The sequence below is a fragment of the Deltaproteobacteria bacterium genome (genome assembly GCA_020848905.1).
In the GTDB taxonomy this organism is placed as follows: domain Bacteria; phylum Myxococcota_A; class Polyangia.
This window is the reverse complement of record JADLHG010000043.1, coordinates 28,705-48,524: the sequence shown is the minus strand read 5'-3', so window position 1 is coordinate 48,524 and position 19,820 is coordinate 28,705. Positions and strand designations below refer to the sequence as shown.

Genomic DNA, 19,820 nt, shown 5'->3' with positions numbered 1-19,820 from the left:
CATCGCGAGCGCTACCGAGAGGGCTCGCGCAGGCTCTGCAGAAGCTCCGCGCTGGGCGCGGCGTTGAAGCGATCGATCATCGCGGCGAGCCGCATACCATCGAGGGCCCGCTGCGAACCCTCGGTGTCGTGCCCCTCGTCCTCCCAGCCGATGAAGAGGCCCGCCGCGGGCATCCGCTCCGCCCGCTCGCGCAGGATGGCCTCGAGCGCCTCGACGAGGGTGGGGAGCGCGCACCGGGGATGGTCGGGAAAGGCCGCCCGGCCGCGCCCGCTCGGATAGTAGGGGTGGAGGTTCAGGTCCACAGAGAGCCCGCGCGCGCCCCCCTCGGCGAAGGCAAAGCGCGCGGTGGCCGCCGCATCCTCGGCCGCCGAGGCCGCGTCCGTTCCGGGACCGGCCACGACCAGGTTCACGTCCAGGCCGACGCGCCCGCCGCCCACGCGCTCGGCCGCGCGAGCCACCTCGTCGAAGGCCCGGAGCACCGCGCGCCGGGGCATACGCTTGCGCAGGAGTCCGTCGCGCCGGTGGTCGTCACTCGTCTCGAGCCCCAGGATCGGACGCACCGCGATCGCGTCTCCTGCCCGCTCCGCGAGCGCCACGAGCCGGTCGCCGCGCACGAAGGCCTCCCGCGAGTCGAGCGAGAGCGCGCGCAACGCGGGAAGCGTTCGCGCCCAGACGAAGAGCTCGTCCAGGAACTCGGCGGGCAGCTCGCGCGGGTTCAGGACCGACCCCGAGTCGTAGACCACGAGGTGCGCGAGCTCGGGCAGGAGCGTCGCGTAGTGCCCGTGAAACCAGCGCAGCCGGGCGCGGTTCTCCTCGAGCGTGAAGGCCCGTCCCTCCCCGGCGCCGATGTCGCAGTGCAGACAGCCGCCCGCGCGGAAATAGGGGCAGAGGCCGTCCGGCGCCTGGTTGCCGAAGACCAGGGCCAGGCGCGCGCCGTAGCGATCCACGGCCGGCGAGAAGAGCAGCTCGTCCGCGGGCACACCGAGGCGCCGCATTTCAGGGGCGCCGCCGCACGAGGCGGTCTCCGATCACGAGGGCGTCGATCTCCGTGCGCCCGAAGGTCGCGAGCGCGTCCTCGGGGCTGCAGACGATCGGCTCGCTGTCGTTGAACGAGGTGTTCAGCACCAGGGGCACGCCGGTCAGGGCGAAGAAGCGCGCCAGCAGCGCGTGGTAGGCCGGTTGGCGCAACGCATCGACCGTCTGGATGCGACAGGTGCCGTCGCGGTGCACCACGGCCGGGATCTGCGCGCGACGCTCCGCGCGGACAGGGTAGGCGAGCAGCATCAGCTCCCGCGAGGCCTCGGCGCCCGGGCCCTCGCGCACGGGGACCTCGAACCACGCGTCGAGCGCCTCCTCGAGGCACGAGGCGGCGAAGGGGCGAAAAAGCTCGCGGTGCTTGACCTGACGGTTCAGGCGCTCGCGCATGTCGAGGCGCCGCGGATCGGCGAGGAGCGAACGGCTGCCGAGGGCCCGGGGTCCGAGCTCGAGGCGCCCGTGAAACCACCCCACGATCTCTCCGGCCGCCACGAGCTCGGCGGCCCGCGCGGAAGGGTCGGCGAGGGGCTCCACGAGGAACGTCGAGCCGCGGAGCGCCCGCTCGAGCCGCGCGTCGTCGTAGTCCGGGCCTACGAGCGGAGAGAGGGGTTCCGGCCGCGGACGCGCGCCCCCGAGCAGGAGCGCCGCGCCGAGGGCGGTCCCGGCGTCGTGCGCCGGGCCTGGCACGTAGATCGCCTCGAACGGCCCCTCGCGCTCGAGGCGCGCGTTGGCCACGCAGTTGAGCGCCACGCCCCCCGCGTAGCAGAGCGCGCTCGCGTGCGTGCGCCTCGCGAGGCGTCGCGCGCAGGCCAGAAGCGCCTCCTCGGTGCGGCGCTGGATGGCGGCCGCCAGGTCGCAGAGGTGCGGCTGCTCGTCGGGCGACCCACCGTTCGGCGCGGCGCGGGGCCCAAAGAGCGCCTCGAAGCCGGAGAGATCTCCGCGCAGGCGCGCGAGCTCGGCGTCGACGACGTAGGGTGGGCCCGTCTCGTCCCGCCCGTCCGGGTCCACCACGCGAAAGAGCCGGTCGAGCGCCGCCGCCGGTCGCGTCGCGTCGCCGCACGCCGCGAGCCCCATGGCCTTGCCCGCGTCGTAGGCCCCGAGGCCGAGGTAGAGCGCGAGCTGTTCCCAGAGGAGCCCGATGGAGTGCGGGTACGGGAGCTCCTCGAGACGGGTCAGCGCACCCTCCTCGCCCAGCCCGAGCCAGCCCGTCGCCTCCTCGCCGATCCCGTCGAGGACGAGCACCGCGGCCCGCGAAAACGGCCCGCCGAGATAGGCGCTCGCCGCGTGGCACAGGTGGTGCGGCAGGAACCGTACGCGCGAGCCGAAGCCCGGAACGCCCGCGTGTTCCGCGAGCAGCTCGGCCGAGCGCCGAACCCCGGCGTCGAAGAGCGCCTCTCCCTCGGCGCTGCCGAAGCCCCGCGGATCGGCCAGGGGATAGGGGTCCCGCCCTACGAGGGCCACGCGCCGACCCGGCTCTAGGGAAAACCCGACGGCGTCCACCTCCCCGAGCGAGACACCCCCGGCGCGTAGACACTCGCCGATCGCCGCGAAGGGCAGCGCGTCGGCGTTGTCCACCCGCGCCGGCTTGGCGTGCTTCACGCGGCTCAGCCGCTCCTCCTCGACGGCGAAGACCAGCTCGCCGCCGCGGAGCAGCGCTGCGGCGCTTTCGTGGTACGCACAGTTGATACCGAGGACAACGCGCTCGTCGCTCACCGAAACCTCGCCCGCCCCATGCTACGCGGGGTGTTGACTCCCGCACCAGATGGATTAAAAAGGGGGCCGTAGCGTGGCTGGGTAGCTCAGGTGGTTAGAGCGAGGGTCTCATAATCCCTAGGTCGGCGGTTCGAGTCCGCCCCCAGCTACTACCCCATCATCGACGAGGTTCGCGCCATGCGACGGCTCCCGAAGACGCTCGCCGGAAGGTGGTTCGCCGCCTGCGGCCTGCTCGCCTGCCTCGCCTGTCTCGCCGGTCCGCCGAGCGCTGGCGCGGCGAAGGGCGACTCGCGCGAGCTTGTAGTCGAGAGCGCCTCGGCCACCCTCGCCGGACGGACCGACGCGCTGCGGAGCGTGGCCCGGCTCAAGCGGCGGCTCCTCGAGGCGTGCCTGCTCGTGGCCGAGAGCGGCGTCAGCAACGCGGACGTGGAGTTCAGCCTGCGACTCGCGATCGCCGCGGACGGCAAGGTGGCGCAGGTCAGCCTCTCCGGCCCGCGAGAGCTCTCGGCCTCGGCGGCGAGCTGTCTCGCGCGCGAGGCCCGCGGCTGGAGCTTCGCTCCGGCCAGCGCCGCCTGGAGCGGTAGCGCGCGGTTCACGCGGCGCGCGGCGGTGCTGCGAGCCCCGCAGAGCGCCGGAGGACTCGGCCTCCGCGGTACGGGGCGGGGTGGCGGCGGCACCGGCGAAGGGACGATCGGTCTCGGCCGCATCGGCACCCTTGGACGGGGAAGCGGGGGCGGCTACGGGAGCGGCTACGGTTCCGGCCGCGGGATCGGCGCCTTGCGCCGGACGCGCAGCGCGCAGCTCAGCGTCGAAGAGCCCGTCGTGCGCGGCGAGCTGCCCGCGCCGGTTGTTCTCCGGATCGTGCGCCGGCGCGGCGCAGAGCTCCGGTACTGCTACGAACGGGAGATGGTCCGGCGCGCGAGCTGGTCGAACGGCAAGGTCACCCTCCAGGTGACGGTCGACGCCGAGGGGAAATCGGCGAAGAGCGTGATCGTCTCCAGCACCCTCGGCGCGCGCGCCATCGACGACTGCATCAAGGCGCGGGCTCTCACCTGGGTCTGGCCGAAGCCCACGGATGGAAAGCCCGCCGTGGCGTCGGTCGGCCTCGTCTTCCGCGCCCTGCTCCCGACACCCGAGACGAAGCCGGGAGACCGTACGATGGGACAGCCGGGACCCTGAGCGCGGGCGGGAGGCTCAGCGGCGCCCTGACCCCGCCTCGCGCGCCAGTCGGTCGATCTCGGCCCTGGTGATGGTGAGGTAGGGCATCAGGCGTCCCATCGCACCATCCACCGGGAGGACTCCGGACCTCGGGCACAGCAGCAGCAGACCCATTCCTCGCACGGGGCCGTCGCCGTTCGCGTACGGATTCACGGCGGGCATCACTCCGGGCGGAGCGGGAAGCCGCTCGCGGAGCTTCGTCAGAAGGTAGTCACCCATCACGCGAGCGTTCTCCATCAGGTTGCCGTCGGCGATGCGGTTCAGCACCTGCGCCCCCTTGAGCAACGCCTCCTGCGAGCCGTCGGTAGTCGTACCGCTCCAGTTGGCGTAGTAGCCCTGGCCGTGCCGCGAGACCCTCGCGACGCCCGCGATCTGCAGCCCCTTGCCGAAGGTGATGAAGTCGGGCTCGAAGCCGTCGTAGTGCTGGTACGCGAAGAAGCGGCCCGTACGCCCTCCTCCGGTGAGGATCTCGTCGGCGAAGATCGGGATGCGGAGCTGGTCGCAGAGCTCGCGGAGCTTCTTCAGGAACTCGGGGCGATAGAAGAGCACGCCGCGGGCACCCACGATCGGCTCGAGGAGCAGGCCCCCGATCGGTTTCTTTCCCTGGTTGACCCTGTCGGCGATCTGAGCGAGGGCCTTCTCCTCCAGCACCTCGAGACGCTGGATCTCCGCCGCGTCGGTGGGCTTGAAGTAGTACGAATGCGGGCTCACGATCCGGAGGTCGGCATACTGGTGGTTGTTGTGCATGAAGCCGAGCTCGGCCGCCTTGCCGCGGGCCCCTCCGTACACCCCGTCCAGGGCGAGGATCTCGGCCGAGGGTCCCTTCACACTTCGCGCGATGTCGTAGAGCAGGTTGTTGGCGTCGGAGCCGGTAGTGGTGAAGGCGATGGGGGACGTGTTGGCCGGGGCGAGGCGGGCCCACGCCGTCCGAAACCGCTCGCCCGCGGAGGAGGGGGTGCGATGAACGAACTGCCCGCCGGTCTGGCCGCTCTCGCGGAGCAAACTGGCGAGATAACGGGGCTCGTAGAAGGTCGGGTCGTTCTCGGGCAGGAGCATGAAGCCCCAGCCGCGCATCATGTCGTGGAGGTCGTCCCGCGCGTACGAGGACCTGGACTTACCGTCGAGCCGCTGCGCCGCGCGTTTCGCCGCGGCCACCTGCTGCCCCACGATGCGCTCGTAGACGACGCCATCGAGGCGTTCCTCGAGGATTCCCAGAAGTCCGAGCTGCACCTTTGGCTGTCGCAACGCCGCCGGACTGCGCCCAGCCGCCTTGGACAGGGCGATGCGGACGTGGCGGGGGAGTGTCGCGAGGTCGTCACCGCCGAGCAGACGCACCGTGGCGCGGAGGAGCGCTTCGGGCGAGACCTGCCGCCTCTGCGGATGCTGCGGGTCCGGCGCTCGTCCTTGCCCGAAGATGCGGTGCGCCGGCGGACGCGAGCGCTTCTCACCCGTGGCCGCGCCTTCGGCGGCTGCACCCCCGCGCGGGTCGCGATGTCGGGCCGCCGCGATCCCCGGCGCAGCCAGCGCAAGCGCCAGGACCCACGCGACGCACCACCGCCCCCCGCACCGGGGTTGATTTTCCGCGGCCGCACCGCACCGGGGTTGATTTGGACGTCGTGGCGCCGACCGCACGGAGGCCCATGAGAGCAAGCCTCGTGCCGCGCAGCGCTACGGCGACGTCCAAGGATCACCGGCAGTTACTTCCACGGCGGCCCCGCGAGGCCCGGCTCGTCGCCGAGCTCCCGCGGCAGCCCTAGCCGCCTGCCGGTGCCCACGTCCCTTTGCGTGCCACCCACTTCCCGAGTTGTTTGATGGTCACGATAGTAAGCAACGTCCGTGCCGCAAGGCTTCGTCCCGGCCGCGTGGATTCTTCGATAGTTCCGTCATCGACCGTCGGGGCTCCAACGCTCATGCCCATGACCAGCTGAGCCAGAGACCTCCTCGGCCACCGCGTGGCCGGAGCGGCCAGCCCAGGGGTCACGCGCCGCGGCCCAGGCCTTCGTCGAGGAGCCGCGCTGCGTTGCGCGTCACGAGGCCCATGATGGTCTCCATCGGATTCACGCCGAGCGGCGAGGGAAAGAGGCTCGCGTCCGCCACGTGCAGCCGCTGATAGCCGCGCACCTGCCCCCAAGGGGTGCAGACGTGCCGACGCTCGTCGGCCCCCATCGCCGCCGTGCCCATCACGTGTACCGAGGCCAGCTCCATCGCCCCCTTCGGGATGTTCTGCATGGGCAGGCGCCGCGCCTCGTCGGCGCTCGTCAGGGCGGGGACACCGTGAAAGGGCAGGAGCACGCGCCGCGCGCCCGCCGCAAAGAAGAGCTCAGCAAGGAGCGCGCTGCCTCGCACCACGGTCTGCGCGTCGTGGTCGTTCAGGGCGTAGAATACGATCGCCCGCCCGCCGGGCCCCGCCACCACGCGCCCCGAGGTGGTGTCCTCGACCAGCACGCCCGCCGTGACCATGTGGTTGTACGCGGCCATGGCCTCGCCCAGTTCGCGCCCATAATAAGGAAGCGTCATGGCCAGCAGACTCGGCGGCAAGTTCACCGCGGCCATGATCATCCCTTCGTGCTGGAACTCGCGCACCTGGAAGACCTGATGCGCGCCCTTCCAGCCGTCCACCGGGTCGTCGAAGATCGCCTCCTGCTTGGCGTTCGGGTGCAGCGTCAGGTTGTGGCCGAGCTTTCCCGACGGGACGCGCACGCCGGAGCGCAGGAGCAGGACCGGCGTCTGGACCGCCCCGCCGGCCACGATCACCTCGCGGGCCCGCACGGTGAAGCGCGTGTCGAGCTCGCCGTTCGGCGCCACGACGCGGCCCTGCACGCCGATGGCGGTCTGGCCGCGAAAGAGCACCTTCTCCACCCGGCAGTCGGCGTAGACCCGCGCCCCGAAGGCCAGCGCGCGTGGCAGATACGAGACGAGCGTGGAGCGCTTCGCCGCCGTCGGGCAGCCGAACGCGCAGTTGTTGCTGCCGGCGCAGTGGAGCTGGTTGCGGATGTTCTCGATCAGGCGCCAGCCCTTCTGGTCGGCCCCCTCCTTGAGCAGCACGTTGTCGCGGCTCAACGTCTCGTGGGCCTGCCGCACGGCCGAGATGTATGTCTCGACGCGCGCGAAGTACGGCTCCATCGCCTCGGGGCTGATGCAGGGCAGGCCGTGCTCCGCCGACCAGCGGGCGAGGATCGCCTCCGGCGTGCGCCAGGACATGCCGCCGTTCACCGTGGTGGAGCCGCCCACACAGCGCCCCTCGCTGAAGAAGACGGGCGGGTTCCCGACGGCGAGCCCGAGCCCTCCATCGCGATAGAGCATGCGCACCATCGCCGCGGCCTGCGCGTTGAACTCTTCCGTGCGGTGGTGGCCGCCCTCCTCGAGCACCAGCACCTCGTAGCCCGCCTCGGCGAGCTCGGCCGCCATCACCGCCCCGCCCGCCCCCGAGCCCACGATGACCACGTCGGCCGAGAGCTCGACCTCGGTGCCCCGCAACGTGCGCCGCCGCCCCGTGGCGCCCGGGACGGAGGGCCAGTCGGCCCGCGTGTAGATGGCCCCCGTCGTCATCGGCGCTCCCTCCCCGAAACGAGCGGATTCGGTGCGACGAGCTCCGCCTCGTGCCGTGCGATGACCTCGCCGAAACGGTCGCGTCGCTCCTGCCTGACCCGATCCATCCAGCCCTGGGCGGCGTACCCCATGCGCGCCTGCACCTCGGGGAGCTCGTAGTAACCGATGGCGATGGGGCTCTTCATCCCCATGGCCAGAGAGCGTGCGGGTCCGAGCGGGCTATTCCACCACGCGTCGAAGTACGCCCGCGCCGCGCCCTTCGGCAGCGCCGAGAAGGTACGCCCGAGCTGCGCCGGCCGCGTCGCCGCGAGGAGCTCGAAGGAGCGATAACCGGCCACGAGCCCGTACCGCGCCTCCGGGGCGAGCGAGCGCACGAAGAGCTCGGCCTGCGCCACGACGGCGTCCACGAGCCCGAGCTCCTCCACCTCGGGGGGACAGATCACCGGCACGAGCGCCCTGACCGTGCGCCGCACCGCGGGAGAGAACCGATAGTCGGAGAGGATCATCGAAGGCCTCGACGATGGTCCGCGAAGCCTAGCACGTCGCGCGCGCCCGCGGCTGGGTCGAAGGCCGGAGCGCCGCTGGCTCGCCCGCACTTGCTCGCCCGCACTTGCTCGCCCGCACTTGCTCGCCCGCACTTGCACCGCACCACCGTCTGTGCTTGTATCCGGTCGTGCGCGTGCTCTTCCTCGAAAACGACGATTCCTTCACCTGGAACGTCGTCGACGCCCTGCCCGTCGAGCGGTCGGCGGTGGAGCTTCGCTCGGGGCGCGAGGCGGCAGGTGATCCGCAGGCCCTCGCAAGGGCCCAGCTCGTGATCGTCGGCCCGGGCCCCACCGACCCCGTGCGCGCGGGGATCGTGGAGCTCGTCCACGCCGCCGCACGCGCGCACCTTCCGCTCCTCGGCATCTGCCTCGGGCATCAGGCGCTGGGCCTGGCTTTCGGCGCCGAGCTCGTCCGCGTGCCCCCCGTGCACGGCAAGCAGAGCCCGGTGCTCTTTTCCCCCTCGCGCCTCTTTCCGGGCTTCGTCGGCCCGCGCCTCATGATGCGCTATCACTCCCTGGCCCTCGCGCGCGTCGCGCCCCCCCTGCGCGTGGTCGCCACCACCGAGGACGGGCTGCCCATGGCCATCGAGCACGCCACGCTCCCGATGGCCGGGCTCCAGTTTCACCCCGACTCCTTCGGCAGCCAGGACGGGCGCGCGCTCCTGGCCGCGTTCTTCGAGGCCGTTGCGTGAGACTCGTCGAGCTCGAGGCCCTGCCCTCCTTCGCGCTTCTCGGCCCGGGCTTCGGCGGCGAGCCCTTCGTGCTCCTTCGCGACCTCACGCCCACCACCACCGCTCCGACGGACCGGCCTCGCCTCGTCTTCGTGCCGTTCGAAGAGCGGGGCAGCGCCGCGGAGCTCTTCGCCCCCGAGGCCGTTACGCCCCTTCGCCCCTCCCTCGAGCCGCCCGGGGCCGAGCTCCCGCTCCGCCTCCTCGCCGACGACTACCCCGCGAAGGTCGAGCGCCTGCGCGAGGCCATCGCGGCGGGCGACGTCTATCAGGTCTGCCTCACTGCCCGCGCCGAGCTCCCACGCCTCTCCGGCTCCGCCCTCTTCGCTCTCCTCTGCGCGCGAGCCGTGCCTCGCTTCGCGGCGTGGGTCCGGCTCCCCGACGGACGCGAGCTCGTCTCGGCCTCGCCCGAGCTCTTCTTCGAGACCCGCGGCTCGTACGTGCACACCCAGCCGATGAAAGGCACCGCGCCGCCCGAGGCCGCCGCCGCCCTCGAGGCGAGCGAGAAGGACCGCGCCGAGCTCGCGATGATCACCGACCTCCTGCGCAACGACCTGGTCCCCATCTGCCAACCCCGCTCGGTGCGTGTCGAGCACGCGCGCCGCGTCCTCGAGCTCCCGTATGCGCTCCAGACCGTGAGCGACGTGGTGGGCACGCTGGCTGACGGGATGACCCCGCTCGAGGTCCTCTCGGCGCTCCACCCCGGCGGCTCGGTGAGCGGCGCCCCCAAGACCGCCGCCCTGCGCCTCATCCGCGCGCTCGAGAGCACTCCCCGCGGCGCGTACTGCGGCGCGCTCGGCCTCGTCACCGACGACCGCTCGACCTTCAGCCTGCTCATCCGCACCGCCGAGAAGACCCCCGCCGGCTGGATCTACGGTGTGGGCGGCGGCATCGTCTACGATTCCGATCCCCGCGCGGAGCTCGACGAGCTCCACGTCAAGCTAGGAGCGCTCCGTTGCCCTACACGGTCCTGAGACTCACCGACGCCGGCGTCGTCCTCCTCGACTACCACCTGGCGCGCCTCGGCCTCGCCGGGGACGACGAGGACCACGAGGACCACGAGGCGCGTGCGGCCTTCGATCGCTTCGCCGCGACTGCCGCGCCCGGCAACTGGGCCGTCTTCACCGACGGGGAGGCGGGCCTGCGCGTGGAGGAGCGCCCGGCCTCGCGCCTCTACGACGGCATCCCCACGCGAAGCCTGCCCTCCCCCGTCGCGGATCGCAGCGTCGCCTTTCCGAAGCCTGCCCAGCCGGGGCCGTACGAGGCCGTCCGCCAGCCGGGGGTGGCCACCCTCCTCACATCCGCCGACGGGCGCGAGCTCTACGAGTCGTGCACCGCCGCGGTGCTCCACTTCGACGGTGCGACCCTCCTCGTCGCCTCCCGAGGGCGTCCCCGCGTCCTCTCCACCGCAGAGGCGGCGCTCCGCGACCACCTGTCGGCCCGCGAAGGGGTGATCCCCGGCGACTCGAACGCGCTCCTGCTCGTGAATGCGGTGAAAGGCACCTGCGCGCTGGCCGAGCCGCGTAGCACGGGTTTCCCCACGAGCCTCCGGCGGGAGATCGACGCGCTCTTCGCGCGGCTCACCAGGCGGCCCGACGCTACCGGCGCACGAACCTGACCCCCATCGCCAGGAGCGCGAGCAGCGCCGCCGTCACCGTCTGGCTCGCCCCGACGGGGAGGCGGAAGAAGTACGACGCCACGTAGCCCGCCGCCCCCGAGAGCAGGCCAAAGAGGCCCGCCGCCACGAAGGCCGTCTCGACCCGCCGGCAGAGCGCGAGGGCCCCCATCGCCGGCAGCACGTTGAAGGCGAAGACCGGCATCGCGCCGAGCGCCCGCGTGGTCACCGAGACCATCAGCCCCACGCTGACGAGCAGCGCCGTCTCGAGCGTGCGCACCGGGAGCTGGTGCACCCGCGCGCTCTCCTTGTCGAAGCTCACGTAGACGAAGGCGCGCCGCAGCCACAGGTGTCCCGCGAGCACGATCCCCCCCACGACGAGCGTGGTGTAGAGGTCCGCCGCGCTCACCAGCACCGCCGAGCCGAAGAGGATCGCGTTGATGTCGTGGCTCTCCTGCGAGATGCGCGAGCCCACGAGCAGCGTCGCCCCCGCGGCCCCGATGAACACCAGGCCGAGCAGGCTCTCGCGCGTGAGCCGGAGCCGCGCCGGGTCGCGCAGGAGCAGGAGCGTGGCCAGGATCCCGCAGACGAAGGCCCCCACCACCGGGTGCGCGAGCGCTCCCAACCCGAGATGGATCTGCACGTAGAAGGAGAGCGCCACGCCGAGGCCCGCCGCGTGCGTGATCGCCGCCGAGACGAAGACCATGCGCCGCAGGACGACGTACACGCCGATCAGCCCGAGGACGAGCCCCGCCGCCGCCGCGCACAGGATCGGGTCGAGCAGGACCGGCAGGCCCGCAATGAACTTGTCCCAGGTCGGTGCGCTGTCGAGAGGGGGCACGCTGGTCTTCTACGCCACCGGCGCTCCGACCTGGCCGTAGCGGGCTTCGAAGGCCGGATGGGCGAAGACCTCCGCCGGCGGCCCCACGAGCACGACCTGCCGGTCGCCGTCGAGAAAGAGCACCTGATCGGCCCGTTCGCGCACTGGCTCGAGGTGGTGCGTGACCATCAGCACCGCCATGCCGTGCTGGCGGCGCAGCTTGTCGATGAGCTCGAAGGTGGCCCGCTGCGCGACCGGGTCCATCGCGGCGGTCGGCTCGTCCAGAAGGGCCAGCTCGGGGTGGCTGGCCATGAGCCGCGCCATCAGCACCCGCTGCTTCTGCCCCTCGCTCAGCTCGCGAAAGAGCCGCCGCTCGAGGTGACCGACCTCCATCTCCGCGATGGCGTGGTCGATGCGCAGCCGGTCCTGCCGCGGCAGCCACGGACGCAGAAAGCTCTGCCCCCGCTCGACGCCCATCGCCACCACGTCGCGCGCACGGAGCGGCACGATGGGGTCGAGCTCCGAGCGCTGCGGGATGTACGCCATGTCGCAGCGCCCCTCGCAGTAGGTGCGCAGTCGCCCGCGGAGCGGCGGCTGGAGCCCGAGCAGGGTGCGCACGAGCGTGGTCTTCCCCGAGCCGTTCGGACCGATCACCGCGCAGAGCTCCCCGTGTCGCAGCGTCAGCTCCACCGCCGGCAGGAGCGCCGTGCTCCCGAACCCGACGATCAGCCCCTCGCAGCCGAAGAGCGGCTCGCCCGCCGACTCGTGCAGGTGCCCACACCGCTGCTCCGACGGGCAGCTCGGATCGTGCCGCTCCTCGTCGGGTTCGTGATGGTGACCGTGATCGTGGCCGTGGTGCTCGTGCATCGCTCGGTCCCGCCGCGCGCGCTACGGCTCGGGGGTAACCTGACTCTGGCACGGGTTTCCGTCGGGGTCCATGCCCTTCCCCGGCGCCACGCCGCATGACCGGGCCACGCCGCATGATCGACTCGCGCCTGCTCCGGCGCTACAGTCGCGCCAGCTCCATGACACACGCTCCCCCGCACGGCCCGACGCTCGCTCGACTCCCCCGCGTCGTCATCGTGGGCGGCGGCTTCGGTGGGCTGACCGCCGCGCGCGAGCTCGCGGGGCGTCCCGTGGAGGTGACGGTCATCGACCGCACGAACCACCACCTCTTCCAGCCGCTGCTCTACCAGGTGGCCATGGCGGGCATCTCGCCGGCCGATATCAGCTACCCCATTCGTTCCGTGCTCCGGCGCCAGGAGAACGCGCGCGTGCTGCTCGACGAGGTGCGCGGCGTGGACCTCTTTGCGCGCCGCGTGCGGCTGACCCAGGGGAGCCTGCCCTACGACTATCTGGTGCTCGCCACCGGGGCGCAGACCAACTACTTCGGTCACGCGGAGTGGAGCCGCTTCGCCCTCGGGCTGAAGGACCTCGACGACGCGGTCGAGATCCGCCGCCGCGTGCTCCTGGCCTTCGAGGCCGCCGAGCGCGAGCCGGAGCCCGCGCGCCGCGCCCAGCTCATGACCTTCATCGTGATCGGCGGCGGCCCGACGGGGGTGGAGCTCGCCGGCGCCCTCGGCGAGCTCGCCCGCTTCGTGCTGGCCCGCGACTTCCGCCGCGTCGACCCGACGACCGCGCAGGTGCTCCTCCTCGAGGGCGGGCCGCGCATCCTGCCCAGCTTCGACGAGGAACTGGCGGACGCCGCGGTGGAGCAGCTCGACCGCCTGGGCGTGAAGGTGCGCACCGGCGCGCTCGTCCGCGAGGTCGACGCGACGGGCGTCTACCTCGACCTCGAGCACCTCCCCGCGGCCACCGTGCTCTGGGCCGCCGGCGTCTCGGGGACGCCGCTCGTGGCCCAGCTCGGCGTCCCGCTCGACCGCGCCCAGCGCGTGGTCGTGGAGCCCGACTGCTCGCTCCCCGGACACCCGGAGGTCTTCGCCATCGGCGACATGGCCGCCTTCCTGCATCAGGACGGCGCACCGCTGCCGGGTCTCGCTCCCGTCGCGCTGCAGCAGGGCCGCTTCGTGGCCCGCGCGCTCCTGGCCGCGCTCGAGGGGCAGCCGCGCCCGCACTTCCGCTACGTGGACAAGGGGAGCATGGCCACCATCGGCCGCAGCGCCGCCGTCGCGCAGGTCGGGCGCCTCAAGCTGCGCGGCTTCCTGGCCTGGCTGACCTGGCTCTTCGTGCACATCCTCTTTCTCGTCGACTTTCGCAATCGCGCGGTCGTGCTCTTCACCTGGATCTGGTCCTATCTGACCTACAAGCGCGGCGCGCGCCTCATCACGGGCCACCGCCTGGAGCCCGGCCCGCCGTCGGACACCGCGCCGCCCCCTTCGAAACCCGCCCCCTGACCCGGAGCGCTCCCCCCATGCCTCGCGTCGGCCTTCTGCTCGTCAACCTCGGCACGCCGGAACGTCCCGACCCCGCGGCCGTCCGCGCCTATCTCAAGGAGTTCCTCTCCGACCCGCGCGTCTTCGACCTGCCCGCGTGGAAGCGCTGGCTCATCCTGAACCTCTTCATTCTGCCGCGCCGACCGAAGCTCTCCGCCCACGCCTACCGCGCGATCTGGACCGAACGTGGCTCGCCGCTCCTCGTGCACGGCCAGGATCTCGCCGCGAAGGTGCAGGCGCGGCTCGGCGAGGCGGTGCAGGTGGAGCTCGCCATGCGCTACGGGCAGCCCTCCATCCCGGCGGCCCTCGAGCGCCTCACCGCGTCCGGCATCGACCGCATCGTCGTCTTTCCGCTCTACCCGCAGCACGCCTCGGCCACCACCGGCTCCTCGCTGCAGGCCGTCTTCGAGGCCCTCGGCCGCCTGTGGACCATCCCCTCGCTACAGGTCGTGCCGGCCTTCCACGACCACGACGCGTTTATCTCGGCCTTCGCCGGCGTGGCTCGCCCGGTCCTCGACGCCGCCCGACCCGAACGCGTGCTCTTCAGCTTCCACGGGCTGCCCGAACGGCACCTGCGCAAGGCCGACCCCGCGGGCACGCACTGCCTGAAGGACGCGCGCTGCTGCGCCGAGCTCGGCCCCGCAAACGCGAGCTGCTACCGCGCGCAGTGCTTCGCCACCGCGGCCCGCCTCGGCGAGCGACTGGGTCTTTCTCCCGAGCAGCGCGTGGTGAGCTTTCAGTCCCGCCTCGGGCGCGAGGTCTGGATCCGCCCCTACACCGAGGAGGTCTTGACCGCGCTCGCGAAGGAAGGGGTGAGGCGCCTGGCCGTGCTGAGCCCTGCCTTCGTCGCCGACTGCCTCGAGACGCTCGAGGAGCTCGGCCTACGCGGCGCCGAGACTTTCCGCGCCGCCGGCGGCGAGGAGCTCACGCTGGTTTCGTCGCTGAACGCGCACGACGCCTGGGCCGATGCGGTGGTGACCATCGCGCGGGAACACGCGAGCTGGCTCAAGGACGCCGGACCCGCACCAGCGTGACGAGCGCGAGAACGGCCGCCGCAGCCAGACCCGCGCTCGCGAGGAAGGCCACCCGCGGCCCGAAGCCGTCCCAGAGCTGGCCGAAGAGCGCGCTCGCGGGCAGCGCGATCAACCCCACCGTCAGGTGATACCAGCCGAAGGCCGTGCCCCGCCGCGTGCGGGCGAGGCTCGCCACGAGCGCCTTCTCCGCCCCCTCGGTGAGCCCGTGGTGCACGCCGTACACCACGAAGAGGGTCCAGATCATCCACTGCGCCTCGGCGAAGGCGAAGGCCACGAACACGGTTGCGTGCACGAGCCAGCCGAGCACGATGGTCCCCCGCGCGCCGATCCGATCGGCGAGCTGCCCCCCCGGCACCGAGACCGTCGCCTTCACCAGGTGAAAGACCATCCACAGCAAAGGCAGCTCGAGGAGCGGCGCCCGCGTCGCGCTGGCCTTCACCAGCAGGAAGACGTCGCTCGCCTTGCCGAGGCCAAAGAGCCCGATGGGCACGAGCAGGCGCACCAGCGCGAGCCCGTCCGGAGGGTCGTCGAGAGGCTCGTCCGCCGTTCCCGCAGACCCGCCGCTCGCCTTTGGCGCCGGCGCCTCTCGCGCGCCGAAGAGGAGCACCAGCACGGCTAGCCCCCCGGGAAGCGCAGCCCAGCCGAAGATCCTCCGCAGGTCGGCCGACCAGAGCGAGAGCAGCACCGCCGCCACGAGCGGCCCGATCACCGCTCCCGTATGATCCATGGCCCGGTGGAAGCCGAACGCGCGCCCCCGCTGGGCGGCGGGCACCGACGCCGCGATCAAGGCGTCCCGGGGACTCGTGCGGATCCCCTTGCCGACGCGGTCCACGACGCGTACCGCCAGCACGTGCCACGGCACGCGCGCCAGCGCCACCAGCGGCCGCGCCGCCGACGCGATGAGATACCCCGCCACGATCAGCGGAACGTTGCGCCCGAGGCGGTCCGCCCAGCGCCCGGCAAAGAGCTTGAGCACGCTCGACACCGCGTCCGCTGTCCCCTCGATGCGCCCGAGCACCGCGGGTCCCCCGCCGAGCTCGCGCTGCAGGAAGGTCGGCAGGAGCGGCATCACCATCTCGGAGGCGACGTCGGTGCAGAGGCTCGCCGTGCCGAGGGTGACCACGTTCCGCGACCGCCACGCCGTGGCCGACGGCGCCGCGCTCGCGACAGACTCGGGCTGCTGCTCGTTCATGCGCTCAGTCCATTTACGGCCAGCACTGCGCCTCGAGCGAGCTCACGGTGTAGCACCGCAGGTCGTCGGGGCACGTCGGCGTGCGGTCGGGGAGCCGGCAGTAGAAGGCGCAGTACGGCTTGCCCGAGATCTCGAGCATGCAGACGGAGAAGCTGCCGGCCGGACCCGGCTGGGTGCACACCGCCCCGATGCCGGAGCAGGGATAGCTGCAGTACGCGCCCCCCTTGGGCGCGGGGATGCACTGCGTCTTGCCGTCGGGGCACGGCGCCACCTTGCCGGTGAAGGTGCAGCGCTGCCCGTAGCTCGAGGTGCTGCCCTGGTCCCGCAGAGCTCCGTCGGGCTTCCCCACGTCGGGTGCGCGTCCGTCGAGCCGGGTCCCGCGGTCGCCGCGGCTGTCCGCTCCTCCGAGGTCCTGCCGTCCGCCATCCTGCCAGCTCGGCCCGCCGTCGCGCCCGGTACTGCAGAAGGCGAGCGCCGCGCAGTCCGCGTCGTCGCAGTCGATCTTCTGGTCGCCGTCGTTGTCCTTGCCGTCGAAGCACTGCGTGCCCGTCTCCTGCTGGCCCCCCTCGCCGGGACAGGCGGCGAGGCCGGGGAGAAGCGCGAGGACAAAGAGTGGCCAGGCGACGCGCATCAAGCGGAAGAACCTCGAAAAGCCCGTCGCTGCGAGGACGGGCGCCCAGGATTATACCGCCTCCGCGCGTGCTATGTTGCGGTCAAGGATCTACCCATGGTGCGAACCTTCCGGCACCTGCTCCTCGCCCTCCCGACGCTCGCGGCCTGCGCCGGCGAGGGACGTCTGCTCATCTCGCTCGAGCTCTCGAGCACGCCCAGCTTGAATCCCATGCTCGACCCGCGCCTCTCCCGGTTCGCGCTGCGCGTGACCCACGGAGGCCGAACCACGACCCAGACCGCCGCGCTGGCCACCGGCCCCGAGGTCCCCGTCGGCAACGTCCCCGTCGGAGAGCCCTTCGAGCTACGACTCGCCGCCGAGGCCGCCACCGGGCAGATGATCGGCCTCGGGCTGCAGCGCGACGTCCTCGTCACCGCCTCCGGCGAGTCGAGCTACAAGCTGGCCTTCCGCAAGCCCGTGGCCTACGTGGCGGGCGGCGACCAGCTCCGCGCGGTGGACACCGCGGCGCTCGCGCGCGGCGCGACCGAACTCAGCACGCTCCCTCTCCCCGGCGTCGGGCGCATCGCCGGCACGGCGAACGGCAAACTCCTCGCCGCCGTGGCCGGCAGGACGCTGCACCTCATCCCGACGGGGACGCATAGCCCGGGTCCGGCCGCGGCGACGCTCCCCCTGCCGGGCCTCGCCGCAGCGGTGAGCCCCGACAGTCGCTTCGTGGCCGTCGCCCACCAGAACGGCACCGCCGGCAGCCTGAGCCTCGTCGATCTGAGTCAGAGCCCCGTGGAGGTCGTCCCCGTCGGCGTGGGCGAGGGACTTCCGCGGCGCCTGGCCTTCGCCCCCGACGGCCGGTCCCTCCACGTGCTCCTCGACGGCACCGACCCGAGGAAGGGCTGCGCCAGCCCCGCCTCGAGTCGCCTCGTCCGCGTCCAGCTCGCGGAGCGCCCCTACGGCGCCATCCCTCCCGCGCTCTCCTTCGACGAGGCCCTGGCCGACGTGGCCGTGGATCCGCGCGACGGCGCGCTCCTCGTGGCGAGCCCGTGCAAGGGAGCCATCTCGCGCGTGACCGGCGACCGCGCGCTCGAGCCCGTCCTCCCCGTCCCCTCCCCGTACGACCTGGCGATCACCGACAGCAGCCTGGTGGCGATGGGCCGCGCCCCCGACGAGGCCGACCGGGTGCTGCGCGGGCAAGCCGTCGTGGTGGACCTGTCGCACCCGGGCTTCCCCGGCGCGAACGAGCTCCGCGCGCTGCGCAAGACCTTCGTTCCGCCCGGCATCACCATCGGCCTCTCCACCCCGACCTCGCCCGACGGACTGCTCAACTGGGTCTCCGTGCCGAAGAGCCTGACCGTGGAGGACCTCGAGCTCTCCCCCGACGGCAAGCGCGCGCTCGCGCTCTTCGAGGGGGCGTACGCCTCGAACCTGGACTTCGGTAGCTGCGCCTATCGGAGCGCGATCCAGGCCACGGGCTACCTGCTGCTCGACCTCACCGACGGCGCCGTGGTGCTGGGCCGCTTCACGCGGCTCGCCTTCAGCGACTGCTACGCGAACTGCATCGTGGCCAAGGACGGGCAGCCTCTCACGACCAAGGCCGTCTGCGAGGAGGTCTTCCGCAGCGTGCTCCAGAACGGCGAAATGCTCCCCCGGGCGGAGTTCGACCCCGCAGGGGCGGCCCTGCTCTTCGGCGGGAGCTGATCTAACGTCGCGCCCGGCCCCGAGGGGCCGGCTACCCGACGACGAGGCGCGGCTTCGCGGCCAGCGCGTCGCGAATGGCCTGCCCCTCCATCTCGTGGCCCGGCTTGCCGGCCAGCGCGAAGATGGCGTTCTTGTAGGCCACCACCCCCGGCTGCACGAACGGGTTGTGGCCGAGCAGCGCGCCGCTCACCGCGACGGAGCGCTCGAGCAGGAAGTAGAGCTGCCCCAGGCAGTAGGCGTTCCGCCGGGGAACGTTCAGCGTCATGTTCGGCGTGCCGCCCAGGTAGTGCGCGTAGGCCGGCCCGTCGACCACGAGCTGGTTGATGTACGCCAGGTCGTGCCCCGCCGCCGGCAGGAAGTTGAAGCCGTCGAGGTCCTGCGGGTCGACCGGGATCGACACGCTCGAGTTGTGCTCCTCGAGGCGCAGGAAGGTCTCGAGGATGTTGCGCTCCCCCTGCTGCACCATCTGACCGTTGGCGTGCAGCTTCTCGGAGTAGAGCGCCGGCGAGACCCACATCCCGTGCCCGTCGTGCCCCTCGCTCTCGGGGAAGAGCTGCTCCATGAAGCGCGCCACGTGGTAGAGCGCGGTGGAGTTCGTCGCCACCACCTCCACCTTCTTGCCCTTGCGGTGGCAGAGGGTGCGCGCGGCCGCGTGAACCAGCGCCGGGTTGGCCCAGAAGTCGTCCACGTCGGTACGCTGCTTCATCACGGCGAAGCCGGCCACGAACTCGCCGATGTCGATGCCCGCGAGCGCGATGCCCACCAGCCCCACGTCGCTCAGGATCGAGAAGCGACCGCCGATGTCGTCGGGCACCTCGAAGGTCGCGTACTTCTTCTGCTCGGCCAGCAGGCGCAGGGCCCCCTTCTTCGCGTCGGTGGTGACGAGAATGAAGTCCCGCGCCTGATCTCCGTGGATGTTCTCGAGCAGCCGCCGCAGGACGCGGAAGGCCAGCGCGGTCTCCGTAGTGGTCCCCGACTTGGAGATCACGTTGATGCCCACGCGCTTGCCGCGAAGAAGATCCAGCGTGTCGCGGAAGTGGTCGGGGTCCATGTTCTGGCCGAGGAAGTGAATCTCGGGCGCGTTGCCCCGCTCCTCGCGGCTCAGTCGGTTGAAGTGCGTGTGGCTGAGCGCCTGCACGGTGGCCTCGACCCCGAGGTACGACCCGCCGATGCCGAGCGACACGTAGGCGTCGATACGCGACGAGAGGTCCGCCGCCACGCTCTGGATGTGCTCCAGGTGCTCGGCGCTGAGCCGCTCCGGCAGATGGAGCCACCCGAGCATCGGCACGTCACCATCGCGGAAGTTCCCGCGCCCCTCCGTGAGGGCGCGGTGCACCGCCAGCACCTCGGGCACCATCGCGTCGAGCTCCGCCCGCGTGACGGGGTGCGGATCTCCCGGCGCCTCGAGCAGGTAGGTGAGGTCCAGCGTGACGCGATTCTGCTCGGCGAAGGCCGGCGCGCCGTAGGGCTGCCGCTCCCCCGCGCCCCGCTGACGCTGTCGCACGATGCTGCCGTTTTCCGCGTACTCGTAAAGCGCAACCGTCTTGCTCACAGATCTCCTCCCTCGACCGCGTGTGCCGCTCCGACTTCCACGTAACTGGACGACGGGACCGAGTGTGCCCGACGACGCGCGGAAACTCCAGGGTTTGACGTGGGTG

The 19,820-nt window shown here is 72.1% G+C and carries 17 protein-coding genes and 1 tRNA gene; 8 read left to right on the top strand and 10 right to left on the bottom strand.

Features of this window, described 5'->3' with window-relative positions; translation table 11 throughout:
• Nucleotides 1-11: 11 nt before the first annotated feature.
• Nucleotides 12-995 carry a hypothetical protein gene (locus IT371_19665; GenBank protein ID MCC6749892.1) on the bottom strand — a complete coding sequence of 328 codons (984 nt, stop codon included), beginning with the start codon at nt 993-995 and terminating at the stop codon, nt 12-14.
• 1 nt (nt 996) lies between these two features.
• Nucleotides 997-2,748: a carbamoyltransferase gene (locus tag IT371_19660; GenBank protein ID MCC6749891.1), complete on the bottom strand. Its 1,752-nt coding sequence runs from the start codon at nt 2,746-2,748 to the stop codon at nt 997-999.
• A 75-nt stretch (nt 2,749-2,823) separates the two neighbouring features.
• Between IT371_19660 and IT371_19655 the strand changes: the two genes are divergently transcribed.
• Both IT371_19655 and IT371_19650 read left to right on the top strand, forming a co-directional pair.
• Nucleotides 2,824-2,897, top strand: a tRNA-Met gene (locus IT371_19655).
• A 28-nt stretch (nt 2,898-2,925) separates the two neighbouring features.
• A complete protein-coding gene (locus IT371_19650) occupies nt 2,926-3,927 on the top strand; it encodes an AgmX/PglI C-terminal domain-containing protein (protein MCC6749890.1) in 1,002 nt (333 codons plus the stop codon).
• A gap of 15 nt (nt 3,928-3,942) precedes the next feature.
• Here IT371_19650 and IT371_19645 read toward each other — a convergent pair whose 3' ends face one another.
• From IT371_19645 to IT371_19635, 3 genes are all read right to left on the bottom strand, one after another.
• A complete protein-coding gene (locus tag IT371_19645; protein ID MCC6749889.1) occupies nt 3,943-5,211 on the bottom strand; it encodes an aminotransferase class III-fold pyridoxal phosphate-dependent enzyme in 1,269 nt (422 codons plus the stop codon).
• 732 nt (nt 5,212-5,943) lie between these two features.
• Nucleotides 5,944-7,515 carry a GMC family oxidoreductase gene (locus IT371_19640; GenBank protein ID MCC6749888.1) on the bottom strand — a complete coding sequence of 524 codons (1,572 nt, stop codon included), beginning with the start codon at nt 7,513-7,515 and terminating at the stop codon, nt 5,944-5,946.
• Nucleotides 7,512-8,021, bottom strand: coding sequence for a hypothetical protein (locus IT371_19635; protein MCC6749887.1), 510 nt, complete (start codon nt 8,019-8,021; stop codon nt 7,512-7,514). The genes IT371_19640 and IT371_19635 overlap by 4 nt, the downstream gene beginning before the upstream one ends.
• Before the next feature lie 167 nt (nt 8,022-8,188).
• Here IT371_19635 and IT371_19630 point away from each other — a divergent pair, with 167 nt between their 5' ends.
• Genes IT371_19630 through IT371_19620 form a run of 3 tightly spaced genes read left to right on the top strand, consistent with a single transcriptional unit; the run spans nt 8,189 to nt 10,406 of the window.
• The gene (locus tag IT371_19630) at nt 8,189-8,752 is read left to right on the top strand and encodes an aminodeoxychorismate/anthranilate synthase component II (protein ID MCC6749886.1); all 564 of its coding nucleotides are present in this window, start codon (nt 8,189-8,191) and stop codon (nt 8,750-8,752) included.
• Nucleotides 8,749-9,762 carry a chorismate-binding protein gene (locus IT371_19625; protein ID MCC6749885.1) on the top strand — a complete coding sequence of 338 codons (1,014 nt, stop codon included), beginning with the start codon at nt 8,749-8,751 and terminating at the stop codon, nt 9,760-9,762. The genes IT371_19630 and IT371_19625 overlap by 4 nt, the downstream gene beginning before the upstream one ends.
• Entirely contained in the window at nt 9,744-10,406 is a 663-nt protein-coding gene (locus IT371_19620; GenBank protein ID MCC6749884.1) for a hypothetical protein, read from the top strand. The genes IT371_19625 and IT371_19620 overlap by 19 nt, the downstream gene beginning before the upstream one ends.
• Here the strand turns inward: IT371_19620 and IT371_19615 are convergent.
• Both IT371_19615 and IT371_19610 read right to left on the bottom strand, forming a co-directional pair.
• A complete protein-coding gene (locus IT371_19615) occupies nt 10,387-11,244 on the bottom strand; it encodes a metal ABC transporter permease (protein ID MCC6749883.1) in 858 nt (285 codons plus the stop codon). The genes IT371_19620 and IT371_19615 overlap by 20 nt on opposite strands.
• A gap of 9 nt (nt 11,245-11,253) precedes the next feature.
• On the bottom strand, nt 11,254-12,090 hold the full coding sequence (locus IT371_19610; GenBank protein ID MCC6749882.1) for a metal ABC transporter ATP-binding protein: 837 nt from the start codon (nt 12,088-12,090) through the stop codon (nt 11,254-11,256).
• 158 nt (nt 12,091-12,248) lie between these two features.
• On the opposite strand from IT371_19610, the gene IT371_19605 reads away from it, so the two are divergent.
• Nucleotides 12,249-13,577: an NAD(P)/FAD-dependent oxidoreductase gene (locus IT371_19605; protein MCC6749881.1), complete on the top strand. Its 1,329-nt coding sequence runs from the start codon at nt 12,249-12,251 to the stop codon at nt 13,575-13,577.
• A 17-nt stretch (nt 13,578-13,594) separates the two neighbouring features.
• Nucleotides 13,595-14,650: a ferrochelatase gene (gene hemH / locus IT371_19600; GenBank protein ID MCC6749880.1), complete on the top strand. Its 1,056-nt coding sequence runs from the start codon at nt 13,595-13,597 to the stop codon at nt 14,648-14,650.
• Here hemH and IT371_19595 read toward each other — a convergent pair.
• The gene (locus tag IT371_19595) at nt 14,622-15,842 is read right to left on the bottom strand and encodes an MFS transporter (protein ID MCC6749879.1); all 1,221 of its coding nucleotides are present in this window, start codon (nt 15,840-15,842) and stop codon (nt 14,622-14,624) included. The genes hemH and IT371_19595 overlap by 29 nt on opposite strands.
• A gap of 13 nt (nt 15,843-15,855) precedes the next feature.
• Entirely contained in the window at nt 15,856-16,476 is a 621-nt protein-coding gene (locus tag IT371_19590; GenBank protein MCC6749878.1) for a hypothetical protein, read from the bottom strand.
• 93 nt (nt 16,477-16,569) lie between these two features.
• Here IT371_19590 and IT371_19585 point away from each other — a divergent pair, with 93 nt between their 5' ends.
• Nucleotides 16,570-18,162 (top strand): hypothetical protein, encoded by a 1,593-nt coding sequence (locus tag IT371_19585; GenBank protein ID MCC6749877.1) that lies wholly within the window; start codon nt 16,570-16,572, stop codon nt 18,160-18,162.
• Nucleotides 18,163-18,193: 31 nt separating this feature from the next.
• Here IT371_19585 and IT371_19580 read toward each other — a convergent pair whose 3' ends face one another.
• Entirely contained in the window at nt 18,194-19,714 is a 1,521-nt protein-coding gene (locus tag IT371_19580) for a glucose-6-phosphate isomerase (protein ID MCC6749876.1), read from the bottom strand.
• Nucleotides 19,715-19,820 lie beyond the last annotated feature (106 nt).